General features: G+C 65.7%; 19 protein-coding genes, 1 tRNA gene and 1 pseudogene. 7 read left to right on the forward strand and 14 right to left on the reverse strand.

The genetic code is table 11. The features are described from left to right. Positions 1–20 precede the first annotated feature (20 nt). Complete coding sequence (locus A9W99_RS25420) at positions 21–887, forward strand: acyl-CoA thioesterase II (protein WP_067385123.1); 867 nt, start codon at positions 21–23, stop codon at positions 885–887. Between the two features lie 144 nt (positions 888–1,031). Further along, complete coding sequence (locus tag A9W99_RS27525; protein WP_067385125.1) at positions 1,032–2,429, forward strand: bifunctional lysylphosphatidylglycerol flippase/synthetase MprF; 1,398 nt, start codon at positions 1,032–1,034, stop codon at positions 2,427–2,429. Here A9W99_RS27525 and cydC read toward each other — a convergent pair. The 8 genes and pseudogenes from cydC to A9W99_RS25465 form a co-directional block, all read right to left on the reverse strand. Further along, positions 2,342–4,086, reverse strand: a pseudogene (gene cydC, locus A9W99_RS25430) (thiol reductant ABC exporter subunit CydC). The gene A9W99_RS27525 and the pseudogene cydC sit on opposite strands and share 88 nt — an antisense overlap. Further along, positions 4,073–5,695 (reverse strand): thiol reductant ABC exporter subunit CydD, encoded by a 1,623-nt coding sequence (gene cydD, locus A9W99_RS25435; RefSeq protein ID WP_067385292.1) that lies wholly within the window; start codon positions 5,693–5,695, stop codon positions 4,073–4,075. The pseudogene cydC and the gene cydD overlap by 14 nt, the downstream one beginning before the upstream one ends. Positions 5,696–5,769: 74 nt before the next feature. Further along, positions 5,770–6,810 carry a cytochrome d ubiquinol oxidase subunit II gene (gene cydB / locus A9W99_RS25440; protein WP_067385131.1) on the reverse strand — a complete coding sequence of 347 codons (1,041 nt, stop codon included), beginning with the start codon at positions 6,808–6,810 and terminating at the stop codon, positions 5,770–5,772. 33 nt (positions 6,811–6,843) lie between these two features. Next, positions 6,844–8,325, reverse strand: coding sequence for a cytochrome ubiquinol oxidase subunit I (locus A9W99_RS25445; protein WP_067385134.1), 1,482 nt, complete (start codon positions 8,323–8,325; stop codon positions 6,844–6,846). A gap of 83 nt (positions 8,326–8,408) precedes the next feature. Beyond that, positions 8,409–9,020, reverse strand: coding sequence for an HdeD family acid-resistance protein (locus tag A9W99_RS25450; RefSeq protein ID WP_156623281.1), 612 nt, complete (start codon positions 9,018–9,020; stop codon positions 8,409–8,411). Between the two features lie 61 nt (positions 9,021–9,081). Next, positions 9,082–10,413 (reverse strand): adenylate/guanylate cyclase domain-containing protein, encoded by a 1,332-nt coding sequence (locus A9W99_RS25455; RefSeq protein ID WP_067385139.1) that lies wholly within the window; start codon positions 10,411–10,413, stop codon positions 9,082–9,084. A 9-nt stretch (positions 10,414–10,422) separates the two neighbouring features. After that, positions 10,423–11,025, reverse strand: a complete 603-nt coding sequence (locus tag A9W99_RS25460; RefSeq protein ID WP_082930213.1) for a DUF488 family protein — start codon at positions 11,023–11,025, stop codon at positions 10,423–10,425. 92 nt (positions 11,026–11,117) lie between these two features. Next, a tRNA-Leu gene (locus tag A9W99_RS25465) sits at positions 11,118–11,194 on the reverse strand. A 75-nt stretch (positions 11,195–11,269) separates the two neighbouring features. On the opposite strand from A9W99_RS25465, the gene A9W99_RS25470 reads away from it, so the two are divergent. Further along, the gene (locus A9W99_RS25470) at positions 11,270–11,884 is read left to right on the forward strand and encodes an ANTAR domain-containing response regulator (protein ID WP_067385297.1); all 615 of its coding nucleotides are present in this window, start codon (positions 11,270–11,272) and stop codon (positions 11,882–11,884) included. Between the two features lie 81 nt (positions 11,885–11,965). Here the strand turns inward: A9W99_RS25470 and A9W99_RS25475 are convergent, their stop codons facing one another. Together A9W99_RS25475 and A9W99_RS25480 are read right to left on the reverse strand one after the other, a co-directional pair. Then, positions 11,966–13,168 (reverse strand): lipid-transfer protein, encoded by a 1,203-nt coding sequence (locus A9W99_RS25475; protein ID WP_067385300.1) that lies wholly within the window; start codon positions 13,166–13,168, stop codon positions 11,966–11,968. Further along, on the reverse strand, positions 13,165–13,608 hold the full coding sequence (locus A9W99_RS25480; RefSeq protein ID WP_067385142.1) for a Zn-ribbon domain-containing OB-fold protein: 444 nt from the start codon (positions 13,606–13,608) through the stop codon (positions 13,165–13,167). Before A9W99_RS25480 ends, A9W99_RS25475 begins: the two co-directional genes overlap by 4 nt. A 137-nt stretch (positions 13,609–13,745) precedes the next feature. On the opposite strand from A9W99_RS25480, the gene A9W99_RS25485 reads away from it, so the two are divergent. From A9W99_RS25485 to coaE, 4 genes are all read left to right on the forward strand, one after another. Beyond that, complete coding sequence (locus tag A9W99_RS25485; protein ID WP_067385304.1) at positions 13,746–14,033, forward strand: putative quinol monooxygenase; 288 nt, start codon at positions 13,746–13,748, stop codon at positions 14,031–14,033. Positions 14,034–14,139: 106 nt separating this feature from the next. Further along, positions 14,140–16,815 carry a DNA polymerase I gene (gene polA, locus A9W99_RS25490; RefSeq protein WP_067385309.1) on the forward strand — a complete coding sequence of 892 codons (2,676 nt, stop codon included), beginning with the start codon at positions 14,140–14,142 and terminating at the stop codon, positions 16,813–16,815. 178 nt (positions 16,816–16,993) lie between these two features. After that, the gene (rpsA, locus tag A9W99_RS25495) at positions 16,994–18,439 is read left to right on the forward strand and encodes a 30S ribosomal protein S1 (protein ID WP_067385145.1); all 1,446 of its coding nucleotides are present in this window, start codon (positions 16,994–16,996) and stop codon (positions 18,437–18,439) included. A gap of 9 nt (positions 18,440–18,448) precedes the next feature. Continuing rightward, complete coding sequence (coaE, locus tag A9W99_RS25500; protein ID WP_067385148.1) at positions 18,449–19,672, forward strand: dephospho-CoA kinase; 1,224 nt, start codon at positions 18,449–18,451, stop codon at positions 19,670–19,672. 343 nt (positions 19,673–20,015) lie between these two features. Here the strand turns inward: coaE and A9W99_RS25510 are convergent, their stop codons facing one another. The 4 genes from A9W99_RS25510 to ligD (A9W99_RS25525) are packed head-to-tail and all read right to left on the reverse strand — an operon-like array spanning position 20,016 to position 23,120. Next, on the reverse strand, positions 20,016–20,432 hold the full coding sequence (locus A9W99_RS25510; RefSeq protein WP_067385151.1) for a hypothetical protein: 417 nt from the start codon (positions 20,430–20,432) through the stop codon (positions 20,016–20,018). A 45-nt stretch (positions 20,433–20,477) separates the two neighbouring features. Next, the gene (locus A9W99_RS25515) at positions 20,478–21,257 is read right to left on the reverse strand and encodes an Fpg/Nei family DNA glycosylase (protein WP_067385154.1); all 780 of its coding nucleotides are present in this window, start codon (positions 21,255–21,257) and stop codon (positions 20,478–20,480) included. Continuing rightward, a complete protein-coding gene (gene ligD, locus A9W99_RS25520; protein WP_067385157.1) occupies positions 21,250–22,140 on the reverse strand; it encodes a non-homologous end-joining DNA ligase in 891 nt (296 codons plus the stop codon). The genes A9W99_RS25515 and ligD (A9W99_RS25520) overlap by 8 nt, the downstream gene beginning before the upstream one ends. Beyond that, entirely contained in the window at positions 22,140–23,120 is a 981-nt protein-coding gene (gene ligD, locus A9W99_RS25525; protein ID WP_067385162.1) for a non-homologous end-joining DNA ligase, read from the reverse strand. Before ligD (A9W99_RS25525) ends, ligD (A9W99_RS25520) begins: the two co-directional genes overlap by 1 nt. Positions 23,121–23,130: the final 10 nt, after the last annotated feature.

A 23,130-nucleotide genomic window follows, 5' to 3' on the forward strand; every position in this document is an offset into this window, starting at 1 on the left:
CCGGGCAAGTATGGTGAAGCGTGTCCGACTTCGACGAACTGCTGGCCGTACTGGATCTCAAGCGCGTCGCTGACGACCGGTTCATCGGATCCCATCCCAGCAAGAACCCGATGCGCACATTCGGCGGGCTGTTGGTGGCGCAGTCCTTTGTTGCCGGCACTCGCAGCCTGACCCGTGACGACCTGCCGCCCAGCGCCGTCTCGGTGCACTTCATCAACGGTGGTGATACCGCAAAGGACATTGAATTCCAGGTTGTCCGCCTGCGGGATGAGCGGCGCTTCGCCAACCGGCGAGTCGACGCGGTACAGGACGGGACGTTGCTGTCCTCGGCGATGATCTCCTACATGTCCGGCGGCCGTGGGCTCGAGCATGCCGTCGATCCGCCGGAGGTGCCCGACCCGCACACGCTGCCGCCGATCGGCGAGTTGCTGCGCGGCTACGAAGAAACCGTCCCACACTTCGTCAACGCTCTTCAGCCGATCGAATGGCGCTACACCAACGACCCAGCATGGGTGATGCGCGAGAAGGGTGATCGGCTTGCCCACAACCGGGTTTGGCTCAAAGCTTTGGGCACGATGCCCGACGATCCCGTGCTGCATACCGCGACAATGCTGTATTCCTCGGACACCACCGTGCTGGATTCGGTCATCACCACGCACGGGCTGTCGTGGGGATTCGATCGCATCTTCGCGGCGTCGGCCAACCACTCGGTGTGGTTTCACCGCCCCGTCCATTTCGGCGACTGGGTCTTGTATTCGACGTCGTCGCCGGTGGCCGCGGATTCGCGCGGGCTCGGGACCGGGCATTTCTTCGATCGTTCCGGGCAGCTGATCGCCACCGTAGTGCAGGAAGGTGTCCTGAAATATTTCCCGGCCGCGCGCCGATAGTCCGGTTGTGGGCCCTGCCGGGCAGCCGTTCGGAATGGGCTCAGCGACGACGGCGATCGGCGTATTTTGTTGGTAGCCGGGTAGTCGATGGAACAGGCGGCAGGTGTGCCGCTCAGCTGACGGACAGCGCATCGGGAGGTAAGCGTGAACGGGCCGGCGGTAGATCTGGTACCGAAGGTTCGCGCGCGCGAACGTGTCGTCGTTCACGTCGACTCCCGAGTCGCCCGTTGGACGGGTGCATCGGCGCTGATATGCGCGACGTGTTGGCTGGTGGTGATCCTCGCCCGCCATTACGACCACCCGGAATGGCACTACGCGGGCCGGCTGGGCTGGTCACTGACGGTTCTGGTTGCGGTGACGTTCATCGCCCGCGGCATCTTCCTGGGACGACCGGTGACCGCCATGCACGCCACTGTGGCAGCGCTGGTACTGCTAGCGGGCCTGGGCGCGCATGTGCTGGCGTTCGACCTCCTCGGTGACGTGTTGATCGCCGGCTCGGGGATGGTCTTGATGTGGGCGACGTCCTCGCGCCCCATGCCTGGAGATTTGGGGCGGGCGTGGAAATTGATCGACGCCACCACCGCGGATCCGTTGGCGCCGTTCGCGATGCAGACGGGCAAGAGCTACCACTTCAACGCCGCCGAAACTGCTGCGCTGGCATACCGGACGCGGATGGGATTCGCGGTCGTCGGCGGTGACCCGATTGGTGATGAGGCCCAATTCCCTGGATTGGTCGCCGACTTCGCAGCCATGTGCCATACCCACGGCTGGCGGATCGCCGTGGTCGGATGCAGCGAGCGGCGGCTGGGGCTGTGGACCGACAAAGCGGTGATCGGACAATCGTTGCGGCCCATACCGATTGGCTGTGACGTCGTGGTCGACGTCGCCAATTTCGACATGGTCGGCCGCAAGTTCCGAAATCTGCGTCAAGCCGTACAGCGCACCCACAATGCCGGCATCACTACGGAGATCGTGTCGGAGCAGGAACTCGAGGACAAACAGTTGGCCGAGTTGACAGACGTGGTGCGGGCCTCACCCAGCGGAGCCCACACCGACCGCGGGTTCTATATGAACCTGGACGGTGTATTGGAGGGCCGCTTCCCGGGAATACGGCTGATCATCGCCAGGGACGCCGCCGGGCGGGTTCAGGGTTTCCATCGGTATGCGACCGCCGGCGGCGGCAGCGAAATCAGCCTGGACGTGCCGTGGCGTCGTCGCGGTGCCCCGAACGGAATCGACGAGCGCCTCAGCATAGACATGATCGAAGCGGCCAAAGAAGAAGGCGCGCAACGGGTATCCCTTGCCTTCGCCGCCTTCCCGGAGATCTTTGAGGACAAGAATCGCAGCAGGCTGCAGCGGATCTTCTACCGGTTGATCCACTTCCTGGACCCGTTGATCGCACTCGAGTCGCTGTACCGATATGTTCGCAAGTTCCACGCGCTGGACGCCCGGCGTTATGCGCTGGTGACGCTGACCCAACTGGTTCCGCTGCTGCTGGTCCTGCTGTCGCTGGAATTCACGCCGCGTCGGCGACACCTGTGAAGGGCTACTCCGCCGAGTTGATGGACACCTTGGGACACCGAATGTCGTTGGGCAGGTGGTGAGTTGCGACGACGACGGTTCTGTCCGCAGTCATGAGGCCGGAATTCGGACTCAGCAGCTCGCGAAGGATCGGGCCGGCGTCGGTCGGGTCGAGGTGCTCGGTCGGCTCGTCGAGCAGGACGATCCGGGCGGGTGAGATTACCGCGCGGGCCAGTAGCAATCGCCTGCGCTGACCGGCCGAGACCGCCTGCGCGCCACCGGTCAACACCGTTGACAGACCCTCGGGCAGGCCGGTGAGCCATTCGCCGAGGCCGACCGCCGTCAGCGTTGCCTCCAGTTCGTCGTCGCGACGATCCCCGCAGGCCACCAGCAAGTTGTCTCGCACGGTGGTGGCGAAGATGTGCGCATCCTCGGCGAAAAATGCTACTGCCCTCGGTAATTCAGCCTCGTCATACTGGCTCACGTCGGTTCCGTCCAGCGCGACCTGCCCATGCAGCGGCGGCAGCAGTCCGGCGAGTGTCATCAGCAGCGTGGTTTTGCCGGAACCGCTGGCGCCGGTGACGGCCATCCGTGCGCCCGGCGGCAAGTCGAGCGTCACCCGGGCGGCGCCTTGTCCATCCGGGTGCCCGGAACACACGTCGGCGGTCAACCGGCCGGTGTCGATTGGTATGGCGGGGACCGACTCCGGGGCCTGGGGAGTGGGAATCGGCGGGGCCAAATCGAGCAGTCGAGCGGCCGCGATCCGCGATCGCGTCAGCTGGACGGCGGCCGCCGGGAGGGCAGCCGTCGCCTCGAAAGCCGACAGCGGCAACAACATCAAGACCGCAAGCGTGGTCGGTGCGACAGCGCCCGCCATCCCGATTCCAGCGATCACCGCGCCGAGCACGCTGGCGCCAATTGCAGCGGTCGGCATCGCCTCGGCGATAGCTGCCGGCCGTGCCGCGGCGTCCAGGGCGGCGCCCCAGGCGCGTTGGCGCCGCCGGGACTCGGCGATGACCTGCGGCAGCGCACCGGCGACCCGAAGTTCGGGCGCATGCTCGAGCGCGATCATCGCCGAGGTGTCGCGTTCTGAATGATGTTGCCGGGCAACCTCTTCCTGGGATGCCGCGGCCCGGCCGGCAAACCAGGGCGCGACACCGCCGGCGACCAGCAGGCAGATCGCCAGCACCGCCGCGGCCGGCAGCGAAATCGCTCCGACCACCGCCGTCGCCGCCAGCGCCAGGACCCCAGCGACCCCGATGGGCACCAGGGCACGCACCAGCACGTCGGCCAATTCGTCGACGTCAGCGCCGACGCGTGCCACCAGCTCACCGCTGTGCAGTCGGACCGCTGTCGCCGCGGGGCCGTGAGCCAGCCGGTGATAGACCTGCGCGCGGGCAGTGCCGGCCGCGCGCAGCGCGGTGTGGTGAGTGGCCAGTCGCTCGCAATAGTGCAGCACACCCCGCGATATCGCGAATGTCCGCACGGCTACGACCGCAACGGACAGGTCCAGCACGGGCGGCATCTGCCAAGCCCGCGTGATCAACCAGGCCGAAACCCCGGCCAGCGCCAGGGCACTGCCCAGCGACAGCACGCCGAGTGCAATGGCCGCCAGAACGCGGGGGACGCGTGGGCGCAGCAGGCTTATCGCGGCCAGGAGCGGTTCAGATTGGCGCATAACGCACCTTGCTGTCCCGAGTATCCGCGGTGACCTCGATAACCTGGTCGCCGATGGCGACAACTGGCTGCCGATGGCCGACGACCACGACGGTCGCACCGGCGCGGGCACGCTCGGCGATGGTCCGCAGCACCCTGTCCTCGGCGTCGGCATCCAGATGCGCGGTCGGTTCGTCCAACAGCAGCACCGAGGCCGGCGATCCGAGCGCCCGGGCCAGACCCAGTCGTTGCCGCTGACCCAACGACAAGCCCACGCCGCCGCGGCCCAGCATGGTGTCCAACCCGTCGGGCAGCTCGGCCAGCACCTTGTCGAATCCGACTGCAGCGCAGGCGCTTTCCAGGTCGTCCAGAGCGCCTAACAGAAGCAGATTCGCACGCACGGTTCCCGGAATCAGGACGGGGCGCTGTGGCAGCCAGGACAACTGACGCCACCACGCCTCAGGCGCCAGGTCGGTCACGTCCACGCCGGCCACGGTAACCCGGCCCGATGATGGCACGGTGAGCCCCGCGATCGTCTGCAGCGTGGTGCTCTTGCCGGCGCCGTTTCGCCCGGTCAGCACGGTCACCTGAGCGGGCTCGATCAGCGCGGTCAGGTCGCGCGGCGCACAGCCGTCGCGGCCTGCGACGCTGAGGTTTTCGATGCGGATCACCGCGCCGCGGGCATCGACAGTCTGCCGGGCCGCCGACGGCCCGGTTGGCTCGCCGATGAGCGCGAAGGCCTTGTCGGCCGCGGCTCTACCGTCTTGGGCGGCGTGGAACTCCGCACCTATGCGGCGCAGCGGCCAGTAGACGTCCGGGGCCAGCAGCAGGACCGTCAGACCGGCAGTCAGCGTCATCTCACCGAACACCAGGCGAAGACCGATACTCACCGCCACCAGAGCCACTCCCAGCGTGGCCAGCAATTCGAGCACCAGGGCCGACAGGAATGCGATGCGCAGCGTTGCCATCGCCGAGCGCCGGTGTGCGGCGGCGAGTTCGGCGATGCGGTGTTCCGGTCCGGACGTGCGTCCCAGCGCCCGCAACGTCGGAATGCCGGCAATAAGGTCCAGCAATCGCGCCTGCAGCGTCGTCATGGCCGCCAACGCGGCGGCCGATCTTTCGGCCGTCGCCAACCCGATCAGCACCATGAACACCGGGATCAGCGGCAGCGTGATCGCCACGATCGCGGTGGATTTCAGGTCGTAAAGTGCGATCACCCCGACGGTGGCCGGGGTCAGGATCGCCGCGAGCAGGAGGGTGGGCAGGTAACCGGTGAAGTACGGACGCAAACCGTCCAGGCCGCGGGTGACCACCACCGCGGCGGCGTCACGCTCGGTTGCCAGTCGTCTGGGCTCGCGGGCGGTCACCGCCGCCAGCACCTGACCGTTGAGATCGGCGATCACCGCGCTGGCGCCGCGTTGGCCCAGCCGCGCCTGAAGCCAGTTCGTCGCGGCCCGAATTACCCATAGCAGCAACAGGATTGACAGGGGGCCCAGCCGCTCGTGCACGCTGTGGGCACCGGGATTGCTGACGACCCCGGCGACGATGCTCGCCAGGACCACCGCCGAGCCGACGGCGCACCCGGAGATCAGCACTCCGCACGCCACCGCGGCGGCCAGGTAGCGGCGCAACGCGGTTGACGCCCGCCACAGGCGCGGGTCCACGGGACCCCGGTTCTTCGAAGTGGACAACGAATGGCCGGCGCTCAGGACGGGCGCCTCGACAGGCCGATCGACGCGGGTATCCGCTCAGCCGAGATCCGTTGCCGGAAGACCCAATACGTCCACGCCTGGTAGACGACCGTCAGTGGGGCCATGATCCCGGTCACCCAGGTCATGATCTTGAGGGTGTAGGGGGTTGACGAGGCGTTGTAGATCGTCACGCCCCACTCGTCGTTCAGCGTCGAGGGCACCAAATCGGGATACAACGAGCCGAACAACAACGCCACGACGGCGACCACCACCAGGGCGGTGCAGACGAAAGCCCAGCCGTCGGATGCGCGCCGCCACACCAGGATTACCGCGCCCAACTGTGCCAGCACGGCGACCGCGAGCACCGCCCAGGTCCAGCCCTTACCGTGCTCCAACTGCGTCCAAACCCCAAACCCCGCAACCAGTCCCGTCACGGGAATCGTCAGCCACACCGCGATCCGGTAGGCATCATCGCGGATGGCGCCGGACGTCTTCAATGCGAGGAACACCGCGCCATAAAGCAGGAACAGGCCGGCCGTGGCGAATCCGCCCAGCAGCGTGTAGGCGTTCAGCACGTCGCCGATGGACGGGTGGATCTGGCCTTTCGCGTCAACCGGCAACCCGCGCACGAGAATCGCGAACGCCACCCCCCACAGCACAGCGGGCAGCCAAGACCCGGCGGCGATGCCGAAGTCGGCCCAGCCGCGCCATTTCGTGTCGTCGATCTTGCCGCGCCATTCGATGGAAACGACGCGCAGGATCATGCCGAAAAGGATGGCCAGCAGCGGCAGGTACAGCGTGGAGAAGACGGTGGCATACCACCCGGGAAATGCCGCGAACATGGCTGCGCCGGCAGTGATCAGCCAAACCTCGTTGGCGTCCCAGATCGGGCCGATGGTGTTCAGCGCTGTGCGCCGGTGGATTTCCGGATCGCCGTGTCCCCAACGGGCCAGCGGTTCCATCAACATGCCGACGCCGAAGTCGAACCCTTCGAGGAAGAAGAAGCCGAGGAACAGCAACGCGATGAGACCGAACCACAGCTCTTGTAGTCCCATCAATGAGCTCCTTTCCCCATCGGTTGGCTCCGTTCAGTACGCGAACGACAACGGCGCCACCTCGTCCTCGTCCGGTGTACGGGCAGGGGCCGGTTCGGCGTCGTGTTCCAGCGGTCCTTCGACCACGTAGCGCTTGAGCAGGAAGAACCAGACGACCGCCAGCACCCCGTAGACCAGCGTGAACACCGTCAGGGAAGTGATGACCACTCCGGACGCGTGGTTGGAGACGCCTTCGGCGACGGTGAGTCGCACCTGCTGATCACCCGTTGGATTCGGCACCACGATCCAAGGCTGACGGCCCATCTCGGTGAACACCCAGCCGGCGCTGTTGGCCAGGAATGGAGCCGGAATGGTCAGCAGCGCGAACCAGGCGAACCACCGCTGATTCGGGATCCGCCCGCCGCGGGTGAGCCACAAGGCGGACAACGCGAAAAGCACCGGGATTGCGAGCAATCCGATCATGGCGCGAAACGACCAATAGGTGACGAACAAGTTGGGCCGGTAGTCGTTCGGCCCGAAGCGCTGTTGATACTGCTGCTGAAGATTGCGCACGCCCTGCAGCGTGACGTCCGTCGCTTTGCCTTCGGCCAGGATCGGCAGCACGTAAGGCACCTGGATCACGCGGCTGAGGTGATCGCAATTGTTCTGTCGACCGACGGTCAAGACCGAGAAATAGGGATCGGTTTCGGTGTCGCACAACGATTCCGCCGACGCCATCTTCATCGGCTGCTGCTGGAACATCAGCTTGCCCTGGTGATCACCAGTGAAGAACAAACCGGCCGTGGCGGCCAACGCCACCCCACAGCCCAAGATGGTCGCCGGACGAAACATGGTCGGGGCAGGAGGTTCGGACGCTTCGGCCGCGTCGGCTGGGGCCTCAACGCGGTGCGAGCGGACCAGCCACCACGCGCTGACGGCGGCGACGAACGTCGCGGCGGTCAGCAGCGCGCCGAGGACGGTGTGGGTAAACGCCGCCAGCGCAGTGTTATTGGTGAGCAGGGCGCCGATGCTGGTCAGCTCGGCGCGGTGGGTCGAAGGGTTGAAGTGCGCGCCCACCGGGTGCTGCATGAAGGAGTTCGCCGCGATGATGAAAAATGCGGAGACGTTGACCCCGATCGCGACGATCCAAATGCACGCTAGGTGAACCAGCCGCGGCAGTCGGCTCCAGCCGAAGATCCATAGGCCGATGAAGGTCGATTCGAAGAAGAAGGCGGCCAGGCCCTCCATGGCCAGCGGTGCTCCGAAGATGTCGCCGACGAACCGGGAGTACTCGCTCCAATTCATGCCGAACTGGAATTCCTGCACGATCCCGGTCGCCACGCCGATGGCGAAGTTGATCAGGAACAACTTGCCGAAGAACTTGGTGAGGCGATACCAGGCGACGTTGTCGGTGATCACCCATGCCGTCTGCATCACGGCGAGCAGCGGGGCCAGTCCGATGGTGAGCGGTACGAAGACGAAGTGATAGACGGTCGTGATACCGAACTGCCACCGTGAAATGTCGACGACATTCATCTGTCATCTCCGGAATGCTGCAGGGATCTTTAGTCTGCTACGACGCAGTGTAGTAGAACAGCGGGCCCGACGCTACCGTCGGATCACGGGTTCTCGATCCGTGAAATCGCTGCGCCGAGCGTGTTGGATGCCTTGCGGATTCGGAACGCCGAAACGATCTCGAACGTGCCGATGACGACCAACCAGATGCCGACCACCTCGGCCAAGATCACGATGGTGGTGAACGGCGATCCGAGCATGATCATGCCGGCCAGCAGGCTCATCACGCCCAGGAAGATCTCCCACCCGCGGCCCGGCAGGGTGGGATCGCTGATGGCCGAAACCGTCGTCGCCACGCCGCGGAAGATGAAGCCGATGCCGATCCAGATCGCCAGTAGGTAAACGGCGGTCGCCTCGTCGCCCTTGCCGAAATGACGAAACGCCAGAAATGCCAAGACCAGCGCCGCCGCGCCGCTGATGAACAACAGCACGCGCCCGCCGGCCGAGACGTGCAGGGCAAATGCGAACGCCACTTGCCAGATACCAGTCACCAGCAGGTAGACGCCGAAGACGATCGCGGCGACCAAGACCGATTTGGTCGGGTATGCCAGCACGACGACGCCGAGGATCAGCGTCAGAATTCCTGATAGCAGCGTGGATTTCCACAGATGCGGCAACAAGGTTGGAACGGGAGGGGTTGCAGGGGTTGGTTCCATGGGCGCAGTGTGTCACATGCGCCGGTCCCGGTATAGGGTTTGCGGGCCGTGCCGGACGCCGCTACACGTGAGCCGTGTCCGCTTCCTGCACAAGGAGATCGCCGGAGTCTTCCACCGCCTTGCGGCCGACCAGATACCACGTGCGCATGACACCCTTGCCCTTGACGTCGATGCTTCCGCGAGCCTGCAGCACGTAGCCGTCCTTGAGACGCTCATAGACCGTCTCGGGCACTTGAATGCGGCCCACCGAGTCGGTGGTTTCCATCCGTGAGGCGACATTCACCGCGTCGCCCCACACGTCATAGAAGAAACGGCGGGAACCGACGACGCCCGCGACCACCGGGCCGTTGGCCATTCCGATCCGGATCGGTACCGGCTTGCCATATGGATCCTTGAGTGCGGCCGCCGCATCGGCCATGTCGAGGGCGAAATCGGCCAGCGCCTCGACGTGGTCCGGCCGGGGTCGCGGCACTCCGCTGACCACCATGTAGGAGTCGCCGCTGACTTTGATCTTCTCCAGCCCGTGCTTGTCCACCAGCGCGTCGAACGCGCTGTACAGGCGGTCCAGAAACCGCAGCAGGTCGGCCGGAGCTGTGCTGCTGGCGCGCTCGGTGAACCCGGCGATGTCGGCGAACAGCACCGATGCGTCGTCGTACTTGTCGGCGATTACGCCTCGGTCCGGATCCTTGAGCCGCTCGGCAATGCTTGCCGGCAGCATGTTGACCAGCAGCGCTTCGGAGCGGTCGTATTCCGATTCCATTACCGCTTCGGCCCGCGCGGTGTCACGCAGCGCGAACCACACCGTCACCACCACCACGACGATCGCCGACAGCGTGGTAATGACAAAGCCCAGCGACTGCGCCCACGCTGGTTGCAGCCCGGTGTTGCGTGGCACCAGGAACTCGGTCGCAATGATCAGGCCGGCGCCGACCGCCGCCAGACAGCTGGCCAACACGATGTGCTCGATACCGAGCACCAGCACCACCAGACAGGCGCCCACCAGGAAGAAGAAGTGCGCGCCGGATCCGGTGCCCACGTCCCAAACGCTGGCGAAGACGGTGGCATAGGCCGCGCTGATGAACGTCAGCGGCGCCACCAATTCTCCAAAGCGATGCAGCATGGGGACGATCGCGAAGATCAATGCGCCCGCAATGTTGACAAGGACGACCTGCCAGAGCCACGCACCGATGAGCACTTGCATCGCGACAAAGCTCACGCTGACCAACACAGCCAGCCAGGCGGCGATGTTGAGTATCCGGGCGCGCCGCGCCACGCTTTCCGCGTAGTGCTGGTTGCGGTCCCGGGCTTGCGCCCGCACCGCCGCGACACAGTCCGGGCGGCGCGGCGAACCGTCGATTCCCGCTGATGAGGCACGGCATGCCTTAGCGCCCACGTTAAGAGCCTAACGGTTGAGCTCGCGGTTGTCGGCTGTCTCGTCAGGACCGGTCGATGGATCATGGGTTAGCCAATCAGAAGTGCTGTGCAGTGACAGCGACTCATTGGGCATGATGTGGTGCACCGGATGTCCGTCCTGGGTAGCCAAATCGGCAATCATGCGGCGGTGGCAACGCCACCACGTCGGCTCCCCACACATGATGGCGACGTTGTGATTTTCGGCGTCGCGAAGCAGCTGCTGGTAGGCCGCCTGGAAGCTTGGCGTGCGGGTATGTGCGGCGTAATTGGCGAACGACGGGTTTTCCCACCACTGGTCACGCGGTAGCGGGGTGTCGGGCGGTTTGCGTCGTCCACCCAGGTCCGGCTCGTGCCGGTAGGTGATTCCGGCGCGGGCCAGCCAGTCCGGCATTGCTTGTTTGGATACGTCAGGGTTGCGGCGGGAGCCGGGGAAACTGCGCACGTCGACCAGCAGTGAGATGTCGTGCCGTCGAAGTGCGGCGGTCAGTTCCTCGGCGGTCTTTGCGCCGTGGCCGATCGTGTACAGCATCACCTCGGAGTGCCCGCGGCGGGCCTCGAACTCACGCGTGCAATCTGCTATCGCCCGTGCCATCACATTCAAGACCGCAATATGCCGCCCTTCTCCGGTACAGAAGTGGCAGGTGTGACAAGGGCCCCGCCTCACGCGGTGATCGGTGCCCTCGGTGGTGCCCTCGGTGGGATTCGAACCCACACTGGACGGGTTTTGAGTCCGTTTCCTCTGCCAGTTGGGATACGAGGGCTTCGCTGTGCTCGGCAGCCAGCTTAGATGAGCCCCGATGTCGCTGGTCATTGCCGCCCACGCCACAATGTCCGTCATGACAGGCCCCACCACCGCCGCCGACGCCGCGACCCCGCGCCGGGTCCTGATCGCTGAAGACGAAGCGCTCATCCGAATGGACCTTGCCGAGATGCTGCGAGAGGAGGGTTACGACATCGTGGGCGAAGCCGGCGACGGCCAGGAAGCAGTCGAGCTGGCCGAGCTGCACAAGCCCGACCTGGTGATCATGGATGTGAAAATGCCGCGCCGCGACGGTATCGACGCCGCATCGGAGATCGCCAGCAAGCGCATCGCACCGATCGTGGTGCTGACCGCGTTTAGCCAGCGTGATCTGGTCGAACGCGCCCGCGATGCGGGGGCCATGGCCTACTTGGTGAAGCCGTTCACGATCAGCGACCTGATCCCCGCCATTGAGTTGGCGGTCAGCCGGTTCGGCGAGCTCAGTGCGCTGGAGCAGGAAGTGGCGACGCTGACCGACCGGCTGGAGACCCGCAAGCTCGTCGAACGGGCCAAAGGCCTGCTGCAGGCCAAGCAGGACATGTCCGAGCCGGAAGCGTTCAAGTGGATTCAGCGCGCGGCCATGGACCGGCGGACCACCATGAAGCGGGTCGCCGAGATCGTGTTGGAGACCCTGTCCGATCCTGCGGAGTAGTCGCCCGTCGAGCGTGCGTGTTTGTACGCCGACACGCCGCAGACGACGTACATTTGCGCACCCTCGCCGGGAAGGAAGCCTTTAGCGCGCGACGATCACCGATGAGCCGTGGCCGAACAGGCCCTGGTTGGCGGTGACGCCGACCGTGGCGTTCTCAACTTGGCGGCCGGTCGCCTGACCCTTCAGCTGCCAGGTCAGTTCGCAGACCTGAGCAATCGCCTGTGCGGGAATGGCCTCACCGAAGCATGCGAGGCCGCCCGACGGGTTGACCGGAACCTTGCCGCCGATAGTGGTCGCCCCGCTGCGCAGCAGCCCCTCTGCCTCACCCTTGGCGCACAACCCCAAGTGTTCGTACCAGTCGAGCTCCAGCGCGGTGGACAGGTCGTAGACCTCGGCCAAGCTCACGTCTTCCGGGCCGATGCCCGCCTCGGCATATGCGGCGTCGAGAATCTGGTCCTTGAACACCCGCTCCGGCGCAGGCACCACAGCCGTGGAATCCGTTGCAATATCCGGCAATTCGGGCAGGTGCTGAGGGTAGCGGGGGGTGACGGTGCTGACCGCGCGCACCGACGGCACGCCGTCGAGTGAGCCCAGGTGCTTGCGCGCGAAGTCCGCGCTGGCCACGATCAGCGCGGCCGCGCCGTCGGAGGTGGCGCAGATGTCGAGCTGATGCAGCGGATCGGCGACCACGTTGCTGGCCAGCACGTCGTCGACGGATGATTCCTTGCGGTAGCGGGCATTGGGGTTCTGCAGACCATGTCTGGAGTTCTTGACCTTCACCTGCGCGAAATCCTCGGGCGTGGCGCCGTAGATGTCCATCCGGCGCCGCGCGAGCAGCGCGAAGTACACCGGGTTCATCGCGCCTATCAGATGAAACCGTTGCCAGTCGGGGTCGTTCTTGCGTTCCCCGCCGACCGGGGCGAAAGCGCCTTTGGGGGTGGTGTCGGCGCCGATCACCAGTGCGACGTCGCAGAACCCGGCCAGGATCTGCGCGCGGGCGCTCTGCAGCGCTTGCGAACCACTGGCACATGCGGCGTAGCTGGAGCTGACCGGCACGCCGTTCCAGCCCAGCTTCTGCGCGAATGTCGATCCGGCAATGAAGCCGGGGTAGCCGTTGCGGATGGTGTCGGCCCCGGCGACCAGCTGGATCTGGCGCCACTCCAGGCCGGCCTCGCGCAATGCCGCCCGCGCGGCGACCACGCCGTATTCGGCGAAGTCCCGGCCCCATTTCCCCCACGGGTGCATCCCCGCGCCCAGGATGTACAGCGGTTCAGGCACGCTCATGACGCGATCCTCCATGCGTACACGACGCGCTCGATACCGTCGTCATCGGTGAACAGCGGCATCGTGGTGAGCTCCATCTCCATCCCGACTTTCAGGTCGGCCGCCAGCGTGCCCTCCACCACCTTGCCCAGCACGATGAGTCCCTCGGCGGCCAGTTCCACCGCGGCGATGGCGAACGGCTCGAAGGGGTCGGGGGCAGGGTACGGAGCCGGAGGCGGATAACGGTTTTCGGTGTAGCTCCACAGCTTGCCCCGGGTGGACAGGGTGATGGACTCCAGCGTGTCGCTGTCGCAGACCGGGTTGGGGCAATTGTTCTCGCGGGGCGGGAAGACGTAGGTGCCACACTGCGGGCACTTACTGCCGATCAGATGTGGGTTGCCGGCGTCATCGGTGGCGAACCATCCATCGATCGCCGGTTCTTGGCTGGTGACCTCGGGCATCGGGCCAGCCTACCGAGCCTGAGCCCAAAACTGAAACGTGTTCCAGTTCGCTCCCGCAGCGTGGGAATTGCCGATGACTTCGCCGAGTGCTGACGGTCACAACGTCGGAACACAGAATGCAAGTCAAGGAGCGTCCGATGATCATCGTCGCGGGTTACTTAATCGTTGAGCCGCTACAGCGTGATAACTACCTAACGGAATGCCGCGGCGTCGTCGAACAGGCCCGGGAGGCACCGGGGTGCCTCGACTTCGCGATCAGCGCCGACCTGCTCGATACCGGTCGGATCAACGCCTTCGAACGGTGGGAGTCGCAGGCGGCCGTCAATGCGTTTCGCGGTAGCGGGCCGAGCGGTGAACAACAAGGTTCGATCGTGTCCGCGGCGGTTTCGGAGTACGACGTGGGCGGTGAGCGGCGGCTGCTCTGATGTCAGCGACCGTGCCTAGAGTAGGTCCGTGAGCCCAGCAAGGACCGCCGGCGAACGGCCGGATCAGATCGCATCCGCCGGGGGAGACCAAGCCAAGCCGACGCTGATGTTGCTCGATGGCAATTCATTGGCGTTTCGCGCGTTCTACGCCTTGCCGGCGGAGAACTTCAAAACGCGCGGCGGGCTGACCACCAACGCGGTCTACGGGTTCACCGCGATGCTGATCAACCTGCTGCGCGACGAAGCACCGACGCACATAGCGGCCGCGTTCGACGTGTCGCGCCAGACTTTTCGGTCCGAGCGCTACCCGGACTACAAGGCCAACCGGTCCTCCACCCCTGACGAATTCCACGGCCAGATCGACATCACCAAGGAAGTCCTTGCCGCGCTGGGCATCACCGTGCTCGCCGAGCCCGGTTTCGAGGCTGACGACATCATCGCCACGCTGGCCACCCAGGCCGAGAACCAGGGCTATCGCGTGCTGGTGGTCACCGGTGACCGCGACTCGCTGCAGCTGGTCAGCGACGACGTGACCGTGCTGTATCCGCGCAAAGGCGTCAGCGAACTCACCCGGTTCACCCCTGAGGCCGTCGTCGAGAAATACGGGCTGACCCCCAAGCAGTACCCGGACTTCGCCGCGCTGCGCGGCGATCCCAGCGACAACCTGCCCGGCATTCCCGGTGTCGGGGAGAAGACCGCGTCCAAGTGGATCGTCGAGTACGGAACACTGCAGTCGCTGGTCGACAACGTCGACTCGGTGCGCGGAAAAGTGGGCGACGCGTTGCGCGCGCACGTGGCCAACGTCGTGCTGAACCGGGATCTCACCGAGCTTGTCCGCGATGTGCCCTTGGCGCAGACCCCGGACACCTTGCGGATGCTGCCCTGGGACCGGGACCAGATCCATCGGCTTTTCGACGACCTCGAGTTCCGGGTGCTGCGCGACCGGCTGTTCGATACCCTGGCGGCGGTCGAGCCCGAGGTCGACGAGGGGTTCGACGTGCGCGGCGATGCGCTGCAGCCGGGCACGGTGGGGCAGTGGCTGGCTGAGCACGCCGGCGACGGACGCCGGGCGGGGCTGGCCGTCGTGGGCACCCATCTGCCCTACGACGGGGACGCCACCGCGCTGGCCATCGCCGCCGCCGACGGCGAAGGCGGCTACATCGACACCGCCACAATCACTCCCGACGACGACGCGGCGCTGTCGGCGTGGCTGGCCGATCCCCGGCAGCCCAAAGCCCTGCACGAGGCGAAGTTGGCCACACACGACCTGGCGGGACGTGGCTGGACGCTGAACGGCGTCACCTCTGACACCGCGCTGGCGGCCTATCTGGTGCGCCCGGGCCAGCGCAGCTTCAGCCTCGACGACTTGTCGCTACGCTATCTGCGTCGCGAGCTGCGCGCCGAAACCCCTGAACAGCAACAGCTTTCGCTGCTCGACGACATGGACGGCGTGGACAGTCAGGCCGTTCAGACGGTGATCCTGCGAGCCCGCGCGGTGGTGGATCTCGCCGACGCGCTCGATGAGGAACTGGCCCGCATCGACTCCACCGCCCTGCTGGGCGAGATGGAACTGCCGGTTCAGCAGGTGCTGGCCGACATGGAAGCCGCCGGCATAGCCGTCGGCCTGAAAATGCTGACGGAGCTGCAAACCCAGTTCGGCGACCAGATCCGCGACGCCGCCGAGGCCGCATACGCCGTAATCGGCAAGCAGATCAACCTGGGCTCGCCCAAGCAGCTTCAGGTCGTGCTGTTCGACGAACTGGGCATGCCGAAGACCAAGCGGACCAAGACCGGCTACACCACCGACGCGGACGCCCTGCAGTCACTGTTCGACAAGACCGGGCACCCGTTCCTGCAGCATCTGCTGACGCACCGCGATGTCACCCGGCTCAAGGTCACCGTCGACGGGCTGCTCAACTCGGTGGCCGCCGACGGCCGGATCCACACCACTTTCAACCAGACGATCGCCGCGACGGGCAGGTTGTCGTCGACCGAGCCCAACCTGCAGAACATCCCGATCCGGACCGACGCGGGACGCCAGATCCGCGACGCGTTTGTGGTCGGTTCCGGCCCGGCCGGCGAATACAGCGAGCTGATGACCGCCGACTACAGCCAGATCGAGATGCGGATCATGGCGCACCTGTCGTGCGACGACGGCCTGATCGAAGCCTTCCGGACGGGGGAGGACCTGCATTCGTTCGTCGCGTCGCGGGCGTTCGGCGTGCCGATCGAGGAGGTCACCGCCGAATTGCGGCGCCGGGTCAAGGCGATGTCATACGGGCTGGCCTACGGCCTGAGCGCCTACGGGTTGTCGCAGCAGTTGAAGATCTCCACCGAGGAAGCCAAGGAGCAGATGGACGCCTACTTCGCCCGCTTCGGGGGAGTGCGCGACTACCTGATGGACGTCGTCGAGCAGGCCCGCAAGGACGGCTACACCTCCACCGTGCTGGGGCGTCGGCGCTATCTTCCCGAGCTGGACAGCAGCAACCGCCAGGTCCGCGAGGCCGCCGAGCGGGCGGCGCTCAACGCGCCGATCCAGGGCAGCGCGGCCGACATCATCAAGGTGGCGATGATCGAGGTCGACAAGGCGATCAAAGCTGCCGGCCTGGCCTCCCGCATGCTGCTGCAGGTACACGACGAACTGTTGTTCGAGATCGCGCCTGGCGAGCGCGAGCAGGTCGAAGCACTGGTCCGGGAGAAGATGGGCGCCGCCTATCCGCTCGACGTCCCGCTGGAGGTGTCGGTGGGCTACGGGCGCAGCTGGGATTCGGCGGCCCACTAGGGCGCGTCCGCGGGACCCGTCTGACCAGGAATTACCAGCTGGGAAGACCGGGTTTGTCCAGCATGTACGCAGTCGAGTAGCCTCGACAGGTGCCCGTTGGTGCTCGATGGCGGGTCACATCAACAACAACTGTCACTTAGTCCCTACGACCTGACCCTGTCCGGAGCAACCCAACAATATGCCGAGTCCCACCGTCACCTCGCCGCAAGTAGCCGTCAACGACATAGGCACCAGCGAGGACTTTCTCGCAGCAATAGACAAAACGATCAAATACTTCAACGACGGCGACATCGTCGAAGGCACGATCGTCAAAGTGGACCGGGACGAGGTGCTCCTCGATATCGGCTACAAGACCGAAGGGGTCATCCCCGCCCGCGAACTCTCCATCAAGCACGACGTCGACCCCAACGAGGTCGTTTCCGTCGGCGATGAGGTCGAGGCTTTGGTCCTCACCAAGGAGGACAAAGAGGGTCGGCTGATCCTCTCCAAGAAGCGCGCCCAGTACGAGCGCGCCTGGGGCACCATCGAGGAGCTCAAGGCCAAGGACGAGGCCGTCAAGGGCACGGTCATCGAGGTGGTCAAGGGTGGCCTGATCCTCGACATCGGGCTGCGCGGCTTCCTGCCCGCGTCTTTGGTCGAGATGCGCCGGGTCCGCGATCTGCAGCCGTATATCGGCAAGGAGATCGAGGCCAAGATCATCGAGCTGGACAAGAACCGCAACAACGTGGTGCTGAGCCGCCGGGCCTGGCTGGAGCAGACCCAGTCCGAGGTGCGCAGCGAGTTCCTCAACCAGCTGCAGAAGGGCACCATCCGCAAGGGTGTGGTCTCGTCGATCGTCAACTTCGGCGCGTTCGTCGATCTCGGTGGTGTGGACGGTCTGGTGCACGTCTCCGAGCTGTCCTGGAAGCACATCGACCACCCCTCCGAGGTGGTCCAGGTGGGCGACGAGGTCACCGTCGAGGTGCTCGACGTCGACATGGACCGCGAGCGGGTTTCGTTGTCGCTCAAGGCGACCCAGGAAGACCCGTGGCGGCACTTCGCCCGCACCCATGCCATCGGGCAGATCGTGCCGGGCAAGGTCACCAAACTGGTCCCGTTCGGCGCCTTCGTGCGCGTCGAAGAGGGCATCGAGGGCTTGGTGCACATCTCCGAGCTTGCCGAGCGGCACGTAGAGGTCCCCGACCAGGTGGTCGCCGTCGGCGACGACGCCATGGTCAAGGTCATCGACATCGACCTGGAGCGGCGCCGAATCTCGTTGTCGCTCAAGCAGGCCAACGAGGATTACACCGAGGAGTTCGACCCGGCCAAGTACGGCATGGCCGACAGCTACGACGAGCAGGGCAACTACATCTTCCCCGAGGGCTTCGACCCCGAAACCAACGAATGGCTGGAAGGTTTCGACGCCCAGCGCAACGAATGGGAAGCCCGCTACGCCGAGGCCGAGCGCCGGCACAAAATGCACACCGCGCAGATGGAGAAGTTCGCCGCCGCCGAGGCGGCCGGACACGGCGGCGGCGAGCAGGCGCCGTCCAGCAGCAGCTCGCCGGAAAAGTCGGCCGGTGGGTCGCTGGCCAGCGACGCTCAACTGGCCGCCCTGCGGGAAAAGCTCGCCGGCAGCGCGTAATCCGCACGGATGCTGCGCATCGGGTTGACCGGCGGCATCGGCGCCGGCAAATCGGCGCTGTCCGGCACGTTCTCGCAATGCGGCGGGATCATCGTCGACGGGGACGTCATCGCCCGCGAGGTGGTAGAGCCCGGCACCGAGGGGCTGGCGTCACTGGTCGACGCCTTCGGCGAGGACATCCTGCTGCCGGATGGGGCGTTGGATCGGCCAGCCTTGGCCGCCAAGGCATTTGCCGACGACGAGGAGCGAAAGAAGCTTAACGGCATCGTGCATCCGCTGGTCGCGAAACGCCGCTCGGAAATCATCGCGGCGGTTTCGGACGACGCTGTTGTCGTGGAAGACATTCCGCTGCTGGTGGAGTCGGGCATGGCGCCGCTGTTCCCACTGGTTGTCATCGTGCACGCCGACGTGGAACTACGAGTGCGCCGGTTGGTCGAGCAACGCGGCATGACCGAAGACGACGCCCGCGCCCGGATCGCCGCGCAAGCCACCGATGAGCAGCGTCGTGCCGTCGCCGACATCTGGCTGGACAATTCCGGTAGCCCGGATGTCTTGGCACACCAGGCCCGCGATGTGTGGAACACCCGGATACTGCCGTTCGCCCACAACGTGACCGAGCGCCGCATAGTCCGGGCCCCGGGTCGCCTGGTGCCTGCCGACCCGAACTGGCCAGATCAGGCACGGCGCATCATCGATCGGTTGCGGACCGCATGCGGCCATCGGGCGCTGCGGATCGACCACATCGGATCGACGGCGGTGCCGGACTACCCGGCCAAGGACGTCATCGACGTCCAGATCACTGTCGAATCACTAGCGGTGGCAGGCGAACTCGTCGAGCCGCTGCTGGCAGCTGGGTATCCGCGGGTCGATTCGATCACCGAGGACACCGTCAAGACCGATGCCCGCAGCGCAGTGGGCCGTTACGACCACAGCGATGATCCAACGTTGTGGCGCAAGCGGTTTCACGGCTCCGCGGACCCGGGACGGCCGACCCATCTGCATATCAGGGTCGATGGCTGGCCGAATCAGCAGTTCGCGTTGCTGTTCACCGACTGGCTGAAAGCCAATCCGGACGTGCGCGCCGACTACCTGGCCACCAAGCGCGCAGCCGAGCGAAGCGCCGCATCGGGCGGGGCGGACATCGGTCATTACGCCGACGCCAAGGAGCCGTGGTTTCTCGACGCCTACCGGCGGGCCTGGGCGTGGGCCGACTCCACCGGCTGGCGGCCCTAGATCGCCACTGGTCTTGATGGTGGCGACCCGCCGCGCCCGGCTTCGCCGCGCTTGCGATCGCCACTGGTCTTGATGGTGGCGACCCGCCGCGCCCGGCTTCGCCGCGCTTGCGATCGCCACGGGTCTTGATGGTGGCGACCCGCTGCACCCGGCTTCGCCGCGCTTGCGATCGCCACGGGTCTTGATGGTGGCGATCCGCCGCGCCCGGCTTCGCCGCGCTTGCGATCGCCACTGGTCTTGATGGTGGCGATCCGCCGCGCCCGGCTTCGCCGCGCTTGCGATCGCCACTGGTCTTGATGGTGGCGACCCGCCGCACCCGGCTTCGCCGCGCTTGCGATCGCCACTAGCTACCCACCGGCGCGCCGCATTGCAACACGCCGTTCAGCGGATCGGCGTTGCCGGGTACCGGCGCGACGCGCTGATCGACTTGGACGAAAACGTTGTCGTCCACGTCGATCTCGCAGTGCACATTGGCGGAGTAGGGCCATCGCAGCACGATCCGCATGCCGGCCTTTTGCGGGTCGTCAAGCACCGTGTTGGCTTCAAATGCGCGGCCCGGCACAGTACCCAACGGTGCGGTGTTGGTCTGGCCGCCCGTGATAACGAAGGTGGCCTGACTTCCCGTAGTGAGGGCGTCGACCCTCGCGATGTAGGTGATGTTGTGCAACTCCGCGCGTGCGATTGCCGGAAACAGCTGGGAGCCAGCCGCTATCAGCGTCACAGCGGTTATCGGCAGCCAGCTGCGCGTGTATGGACTCATGGCTGCTGAGATTACGCCCGGCGACTTTATGGGCGCGCTGCACCGTCAGGTGGGCTGACAGTTGGGGCACCACCGCGAAGTTCGCCCGTTTATCCGGGCATGACTCAAGGCCGTACCGCAACGCGGGCAGTGCGGGTCGGGATCGTCGCGCACTCCGGTCAGCCAGCGGGGCAGACCGGGAACACATCCGTGCCGTACCGCGGTGCGCAATATTCCGGTCATCGCGGTATGCAGGCATTTCACGTCGTCGGCGGCCAAGTCGGTGACGGGTCGCGTTGGCTTTATCCGCGCGCGCCAGCAGATCTCGTCGGCCAGCAGGTTGCCGAGTCCGGCGATCACCGATTGATCCATCAGCGTGGTCTTCAGCCGGCCCCGCCGGCCGGTTAATGCCTCTCGAAAGGCGGGCAGGCCGATACCCAGCGCATCGGGACCCTGCGGTCCCGTGACATGCGTGATGTCGTCATCGCTCGCCGCCAGCCAGACGCCACGCAATTTGCGGAGGTCGGCATAACGTAGTTCGCCCTGGTCCAGGGATACCACCAGCCGCTCGTATCCCTTGGCCGCGGCGCCGTCGGTGGCGTAGTAGGGATGGCCCGTCATGCCGCTATGCACCAGCAGCGTCGGGCCGTCGGTCGGCAGGATCAGCCACTTGCCGTGCCGGCGCGGGGATTTGAACCGATGGCCGCTGAGTCGACGCCCGAGTGCCGCGGCCGTCGTGTTACGCAGAACGCCGCGATCGCGCACCTCCACGTGCTTGATCAACCGACCCGGCAAGGCATCGGCCAGCTCACGTCGAAACCCTTCAACATCGGGCAGTTCAGGCATGAAGCTTGGCCAGGCGCTGCATGGGGCCGACCAACGACCGCGAGTGCCGGAACATAGCGGCCCACGGATCAGGTTGTCCGGCAAGCCGTTTAGGAATGTCGCGGATGGTGAAGCGGTCGGCACGAAGCCGCCGACTTTGCAATTCGTCCCATTCCAGTGGCGTGGCTACCGGTGCGCCGGCACGGGCTCGGACCGAGTACGGCGCAACTGCTGTTTGCGCATAACCGTTTCGCATGACGTCGAGATAGACCCGGCTGCCGCGATTGGCTTTCCGAGGTTCCACGGTGCGGTGCTTGGGGTCGTCGGCCACCACCACTTCGGCGACATCGCGGGCGAACTGGCGGGTCGTCTCGAAGTCGGTGTCGCCACGCAGCGGCACCACGACATGCAGCCCGCGCGACCCAGTGGTCTGCACATAACAGGCCAGTCCCAAGTCATCCAGTACCCCAGCCGTCGCGTGGGCCGTCGCCCGGACCACCGCGAACTCGCTGTCCGAGGGGTCGAGGTCGAAGACGAGGCGGTCGGGGCAGTGCAAACGAGCCTGCCGCGACTGCCACAGGTGCAAGGTGATGCAGTTCTGATTGGCCAGCCAGCCAACTGCTTCTCGGCGCTCGACCACCGCATGCACCACGGTGCCGCCCTCTTTGGCGACCTCGACGTGAGCAATCCACGGCGGCAGTGCGTCGGCGAAATCTTGTTGGAGAAAACCCTTTTCGCCGATTCCGCGGGGAAACCGCTGTCCGTTCAGCGGCCGGCCCTTAAGGTGCGGCAGCATGGTGCCGGCCACCTCCCAGTAGTACTCGACAAGGTCACCCTTGGTGATCCCGTCAGCGGGAAACATCACCCGGTCCGGATGGGTGACCTCGACTCGGATGCGTGGCATCAGTTTGTCTCCCTCACGACGTCGCCAGGGTCTTTGTCGGTGCGCAGACCCTGGTAGCGGGGGTGGCGCAGCTTGCCGTCGCGCGTCCACTCGGTGAAACCGATTTGGGCCACCAGTTCGGGATGCACCCAGCGGGCACCGCTCTCGCGCACCAAACCCCGGGTGAACGGTGGTGCATCCTGTTCGATGCCTGACAGCCGTTGGTGCAGGCTGCGCAGCGACGCGTCGTCGAACCCGGTGCCCACCTTGCCGGCGTAAACCAGGTCGCGGCCGTCGTAGTAGCCGAGCAGCAGTGCCCCCACGCCCACCCGGGTGCCTTTGGGGCCGGTATAACCCCCGACGACGAACTCCTGGTCGCGGACGCACTTGAACTTCAGCCAATTCGGCGAGCGACCGGAGTCGTACTTCGAGTCGGCCAGCTTGGCGATCACGCCTTCGTCGCCCCGTCCGCAGGCGGCCCGGTAGGCAGCTATCCCGTCCTCGACGCGATGCGGCGTGTTGCGCAACGGATCACTGAACCCGATTGCGTTGCGCAGCAGCCGTTTACGCTCTATCAGGGGGAGATCGACGGTTGACTTGCCGTCGACGTGCAACAGGTCGAAAAGGTAATAGAAGACCCGGATTTTCGAAGCTCTCGCCACTTTCGGGTCGGTGATACCCAGACGTCCCTGCAGTCGCGCGAAGCTGGTGCGCCTGCCTTCGAATGCCACCACTTCGCCGTCGACCACATACCGCTTGGTTTGCTGGGCGGCGAGCGCGTCGACCAGTTCCGGGTAGGTACCGTTGAGCGACTTACGATTTCGCGACTGCAGCCGCACTTCAGCGCCGTCGCGGAACGCCAGACAACGCATCCCGTCGAACTTGCGCTCGAAGATCCAGCCCGGGTCGGAGAACCGTTTGTCGGTCAGCGTGGCCAGCGTGGGTGCTTGCCAGTCGGGAACGGGCTCGTCGGGCAGCTCGGCGAGATCGATGAAGGGCATACCGGAGAGT

Origin of the sequence: Mycobacterium sp. 1164966.3, assembly GCF_001665395.1 — a bacterium.
Lineage (GTDB): Bacteria > Actinomycetota > Actinomycetes > Mycobacteriales > Mycobacteriaceae > Mycobacterium.

What these genes read in the sequence shown, in the direction of transcription:
- A9W99_RS25485 (WP_067385304.1), top strand. Translation starts at nt 13,746, where the DNA reads ATGATCATCGTCGCGGGTTACTTAATCGTTGAGCCGCTACAGCGTGAT.
- A9W99_RS25475 (WP_067385300.1), bottom strand. Translation starts at nt 13,168, where the DNA reads ATGAGCGTGCCTGAACCGCTGTACATCCTGGGCGCGGGGATGCACCCG.
- A9W99_RS25470 (WP_067385297.1), top strand. Translation starts at nt 11,270, where the DNA reads ATGACAGGCCCCACCACCGCCGCCGACGCCGCGACCCCGCGCCGGGTC.
- A9W99_RS25510 (WP_067385151.1), bottom strand. Translation starts at nt 20,432, where the DNA reads ATGAGTCCATACACGCGCAGCTGGCTGCCGATAACCGCTGTGACGCTG.
- A9W99_RS25445 (WP_067385134.1), bottom strand. Translation starts at nt 8,325, where the DNA reads ATGAATGTCGTCGACATTTCACGGTGGCAGTTCGGTATCACGACCGTC.
- A9W99_RS25515 (WP_067385154.1), bottom strand. Translation starts at nt 21,257, where the DNA reads ATGCCTGAACTGCCCGATGTTGAAGGGTTTCGACGTGAGCTGGCCGAT.
- A9W99_RS25450 (WP_156623281.1), bottom strand. Translation starts at nt 9,020, where the DNA reads ATGGAACCAACCCCTGCAACCCCTCCCGTTCCAACCTTGTTGCCGCAT.
- ligD (WP_067385157.1), bottom strand. Translation starts at nt 22,140, where the DNA reads ATGCCACGCATCCGAGTCGAGGTCACCCATCCGGACCGGGTGATGTTT.
- rpsA (WP_067385145.1), top strand. Translation starts at nt 16,994, where the DNA reads ATGCCGAGTCCCACCGTCACCTCGCCGCAAGTAGCCGTCAACGACATA.
- coaE (WP_067385148.1), top strand. Translation starts at nt 18,449, where the DNA reads ATGCTGCGCATCGGGTTGACCGGCGGCATCGGCGCCGGCAAATCGGCG.
- A9W99_RS25460 (WP_082930213.1), bottom strand. Translation starts at nt 11,025, where the DNA reads ATGGCACGGGCGATAGCAGATTGCACGCGTGAGTTCGAGGCCCGCCGC.
- ligD (WP_067385162.1), bottom strand. Translation starts at nt 23,120, where the DNA reads ATGCCCTTCATCGATCTCGCCGAGCTGCCCGACGAGCCCGTTCCCGAC.
- A9W99_RS25480 (WP_067385142.1), bottom strand. Translation starts at nt 13,608, where the DNA reads ATGCCCGAGGTCACCAGCCAAGAACCGGCGATCGATGGATGGTTCGCC.
- polA (WP_067385309.1), top strand. Translation starts at nt 14,140, where the DNA reads ATGTTGCTCGATGGCAATTCATTGGCGTTTCGCGCGTTCTACGCCTTG.
- cydB (WP_067385131.1), bottom strand. Translation starts at nt 6,810, where the DNA reads ATGGGACTACAAGAGCTGTGGTTCGGTCTCATCGCGTTGCTGTTCCTC.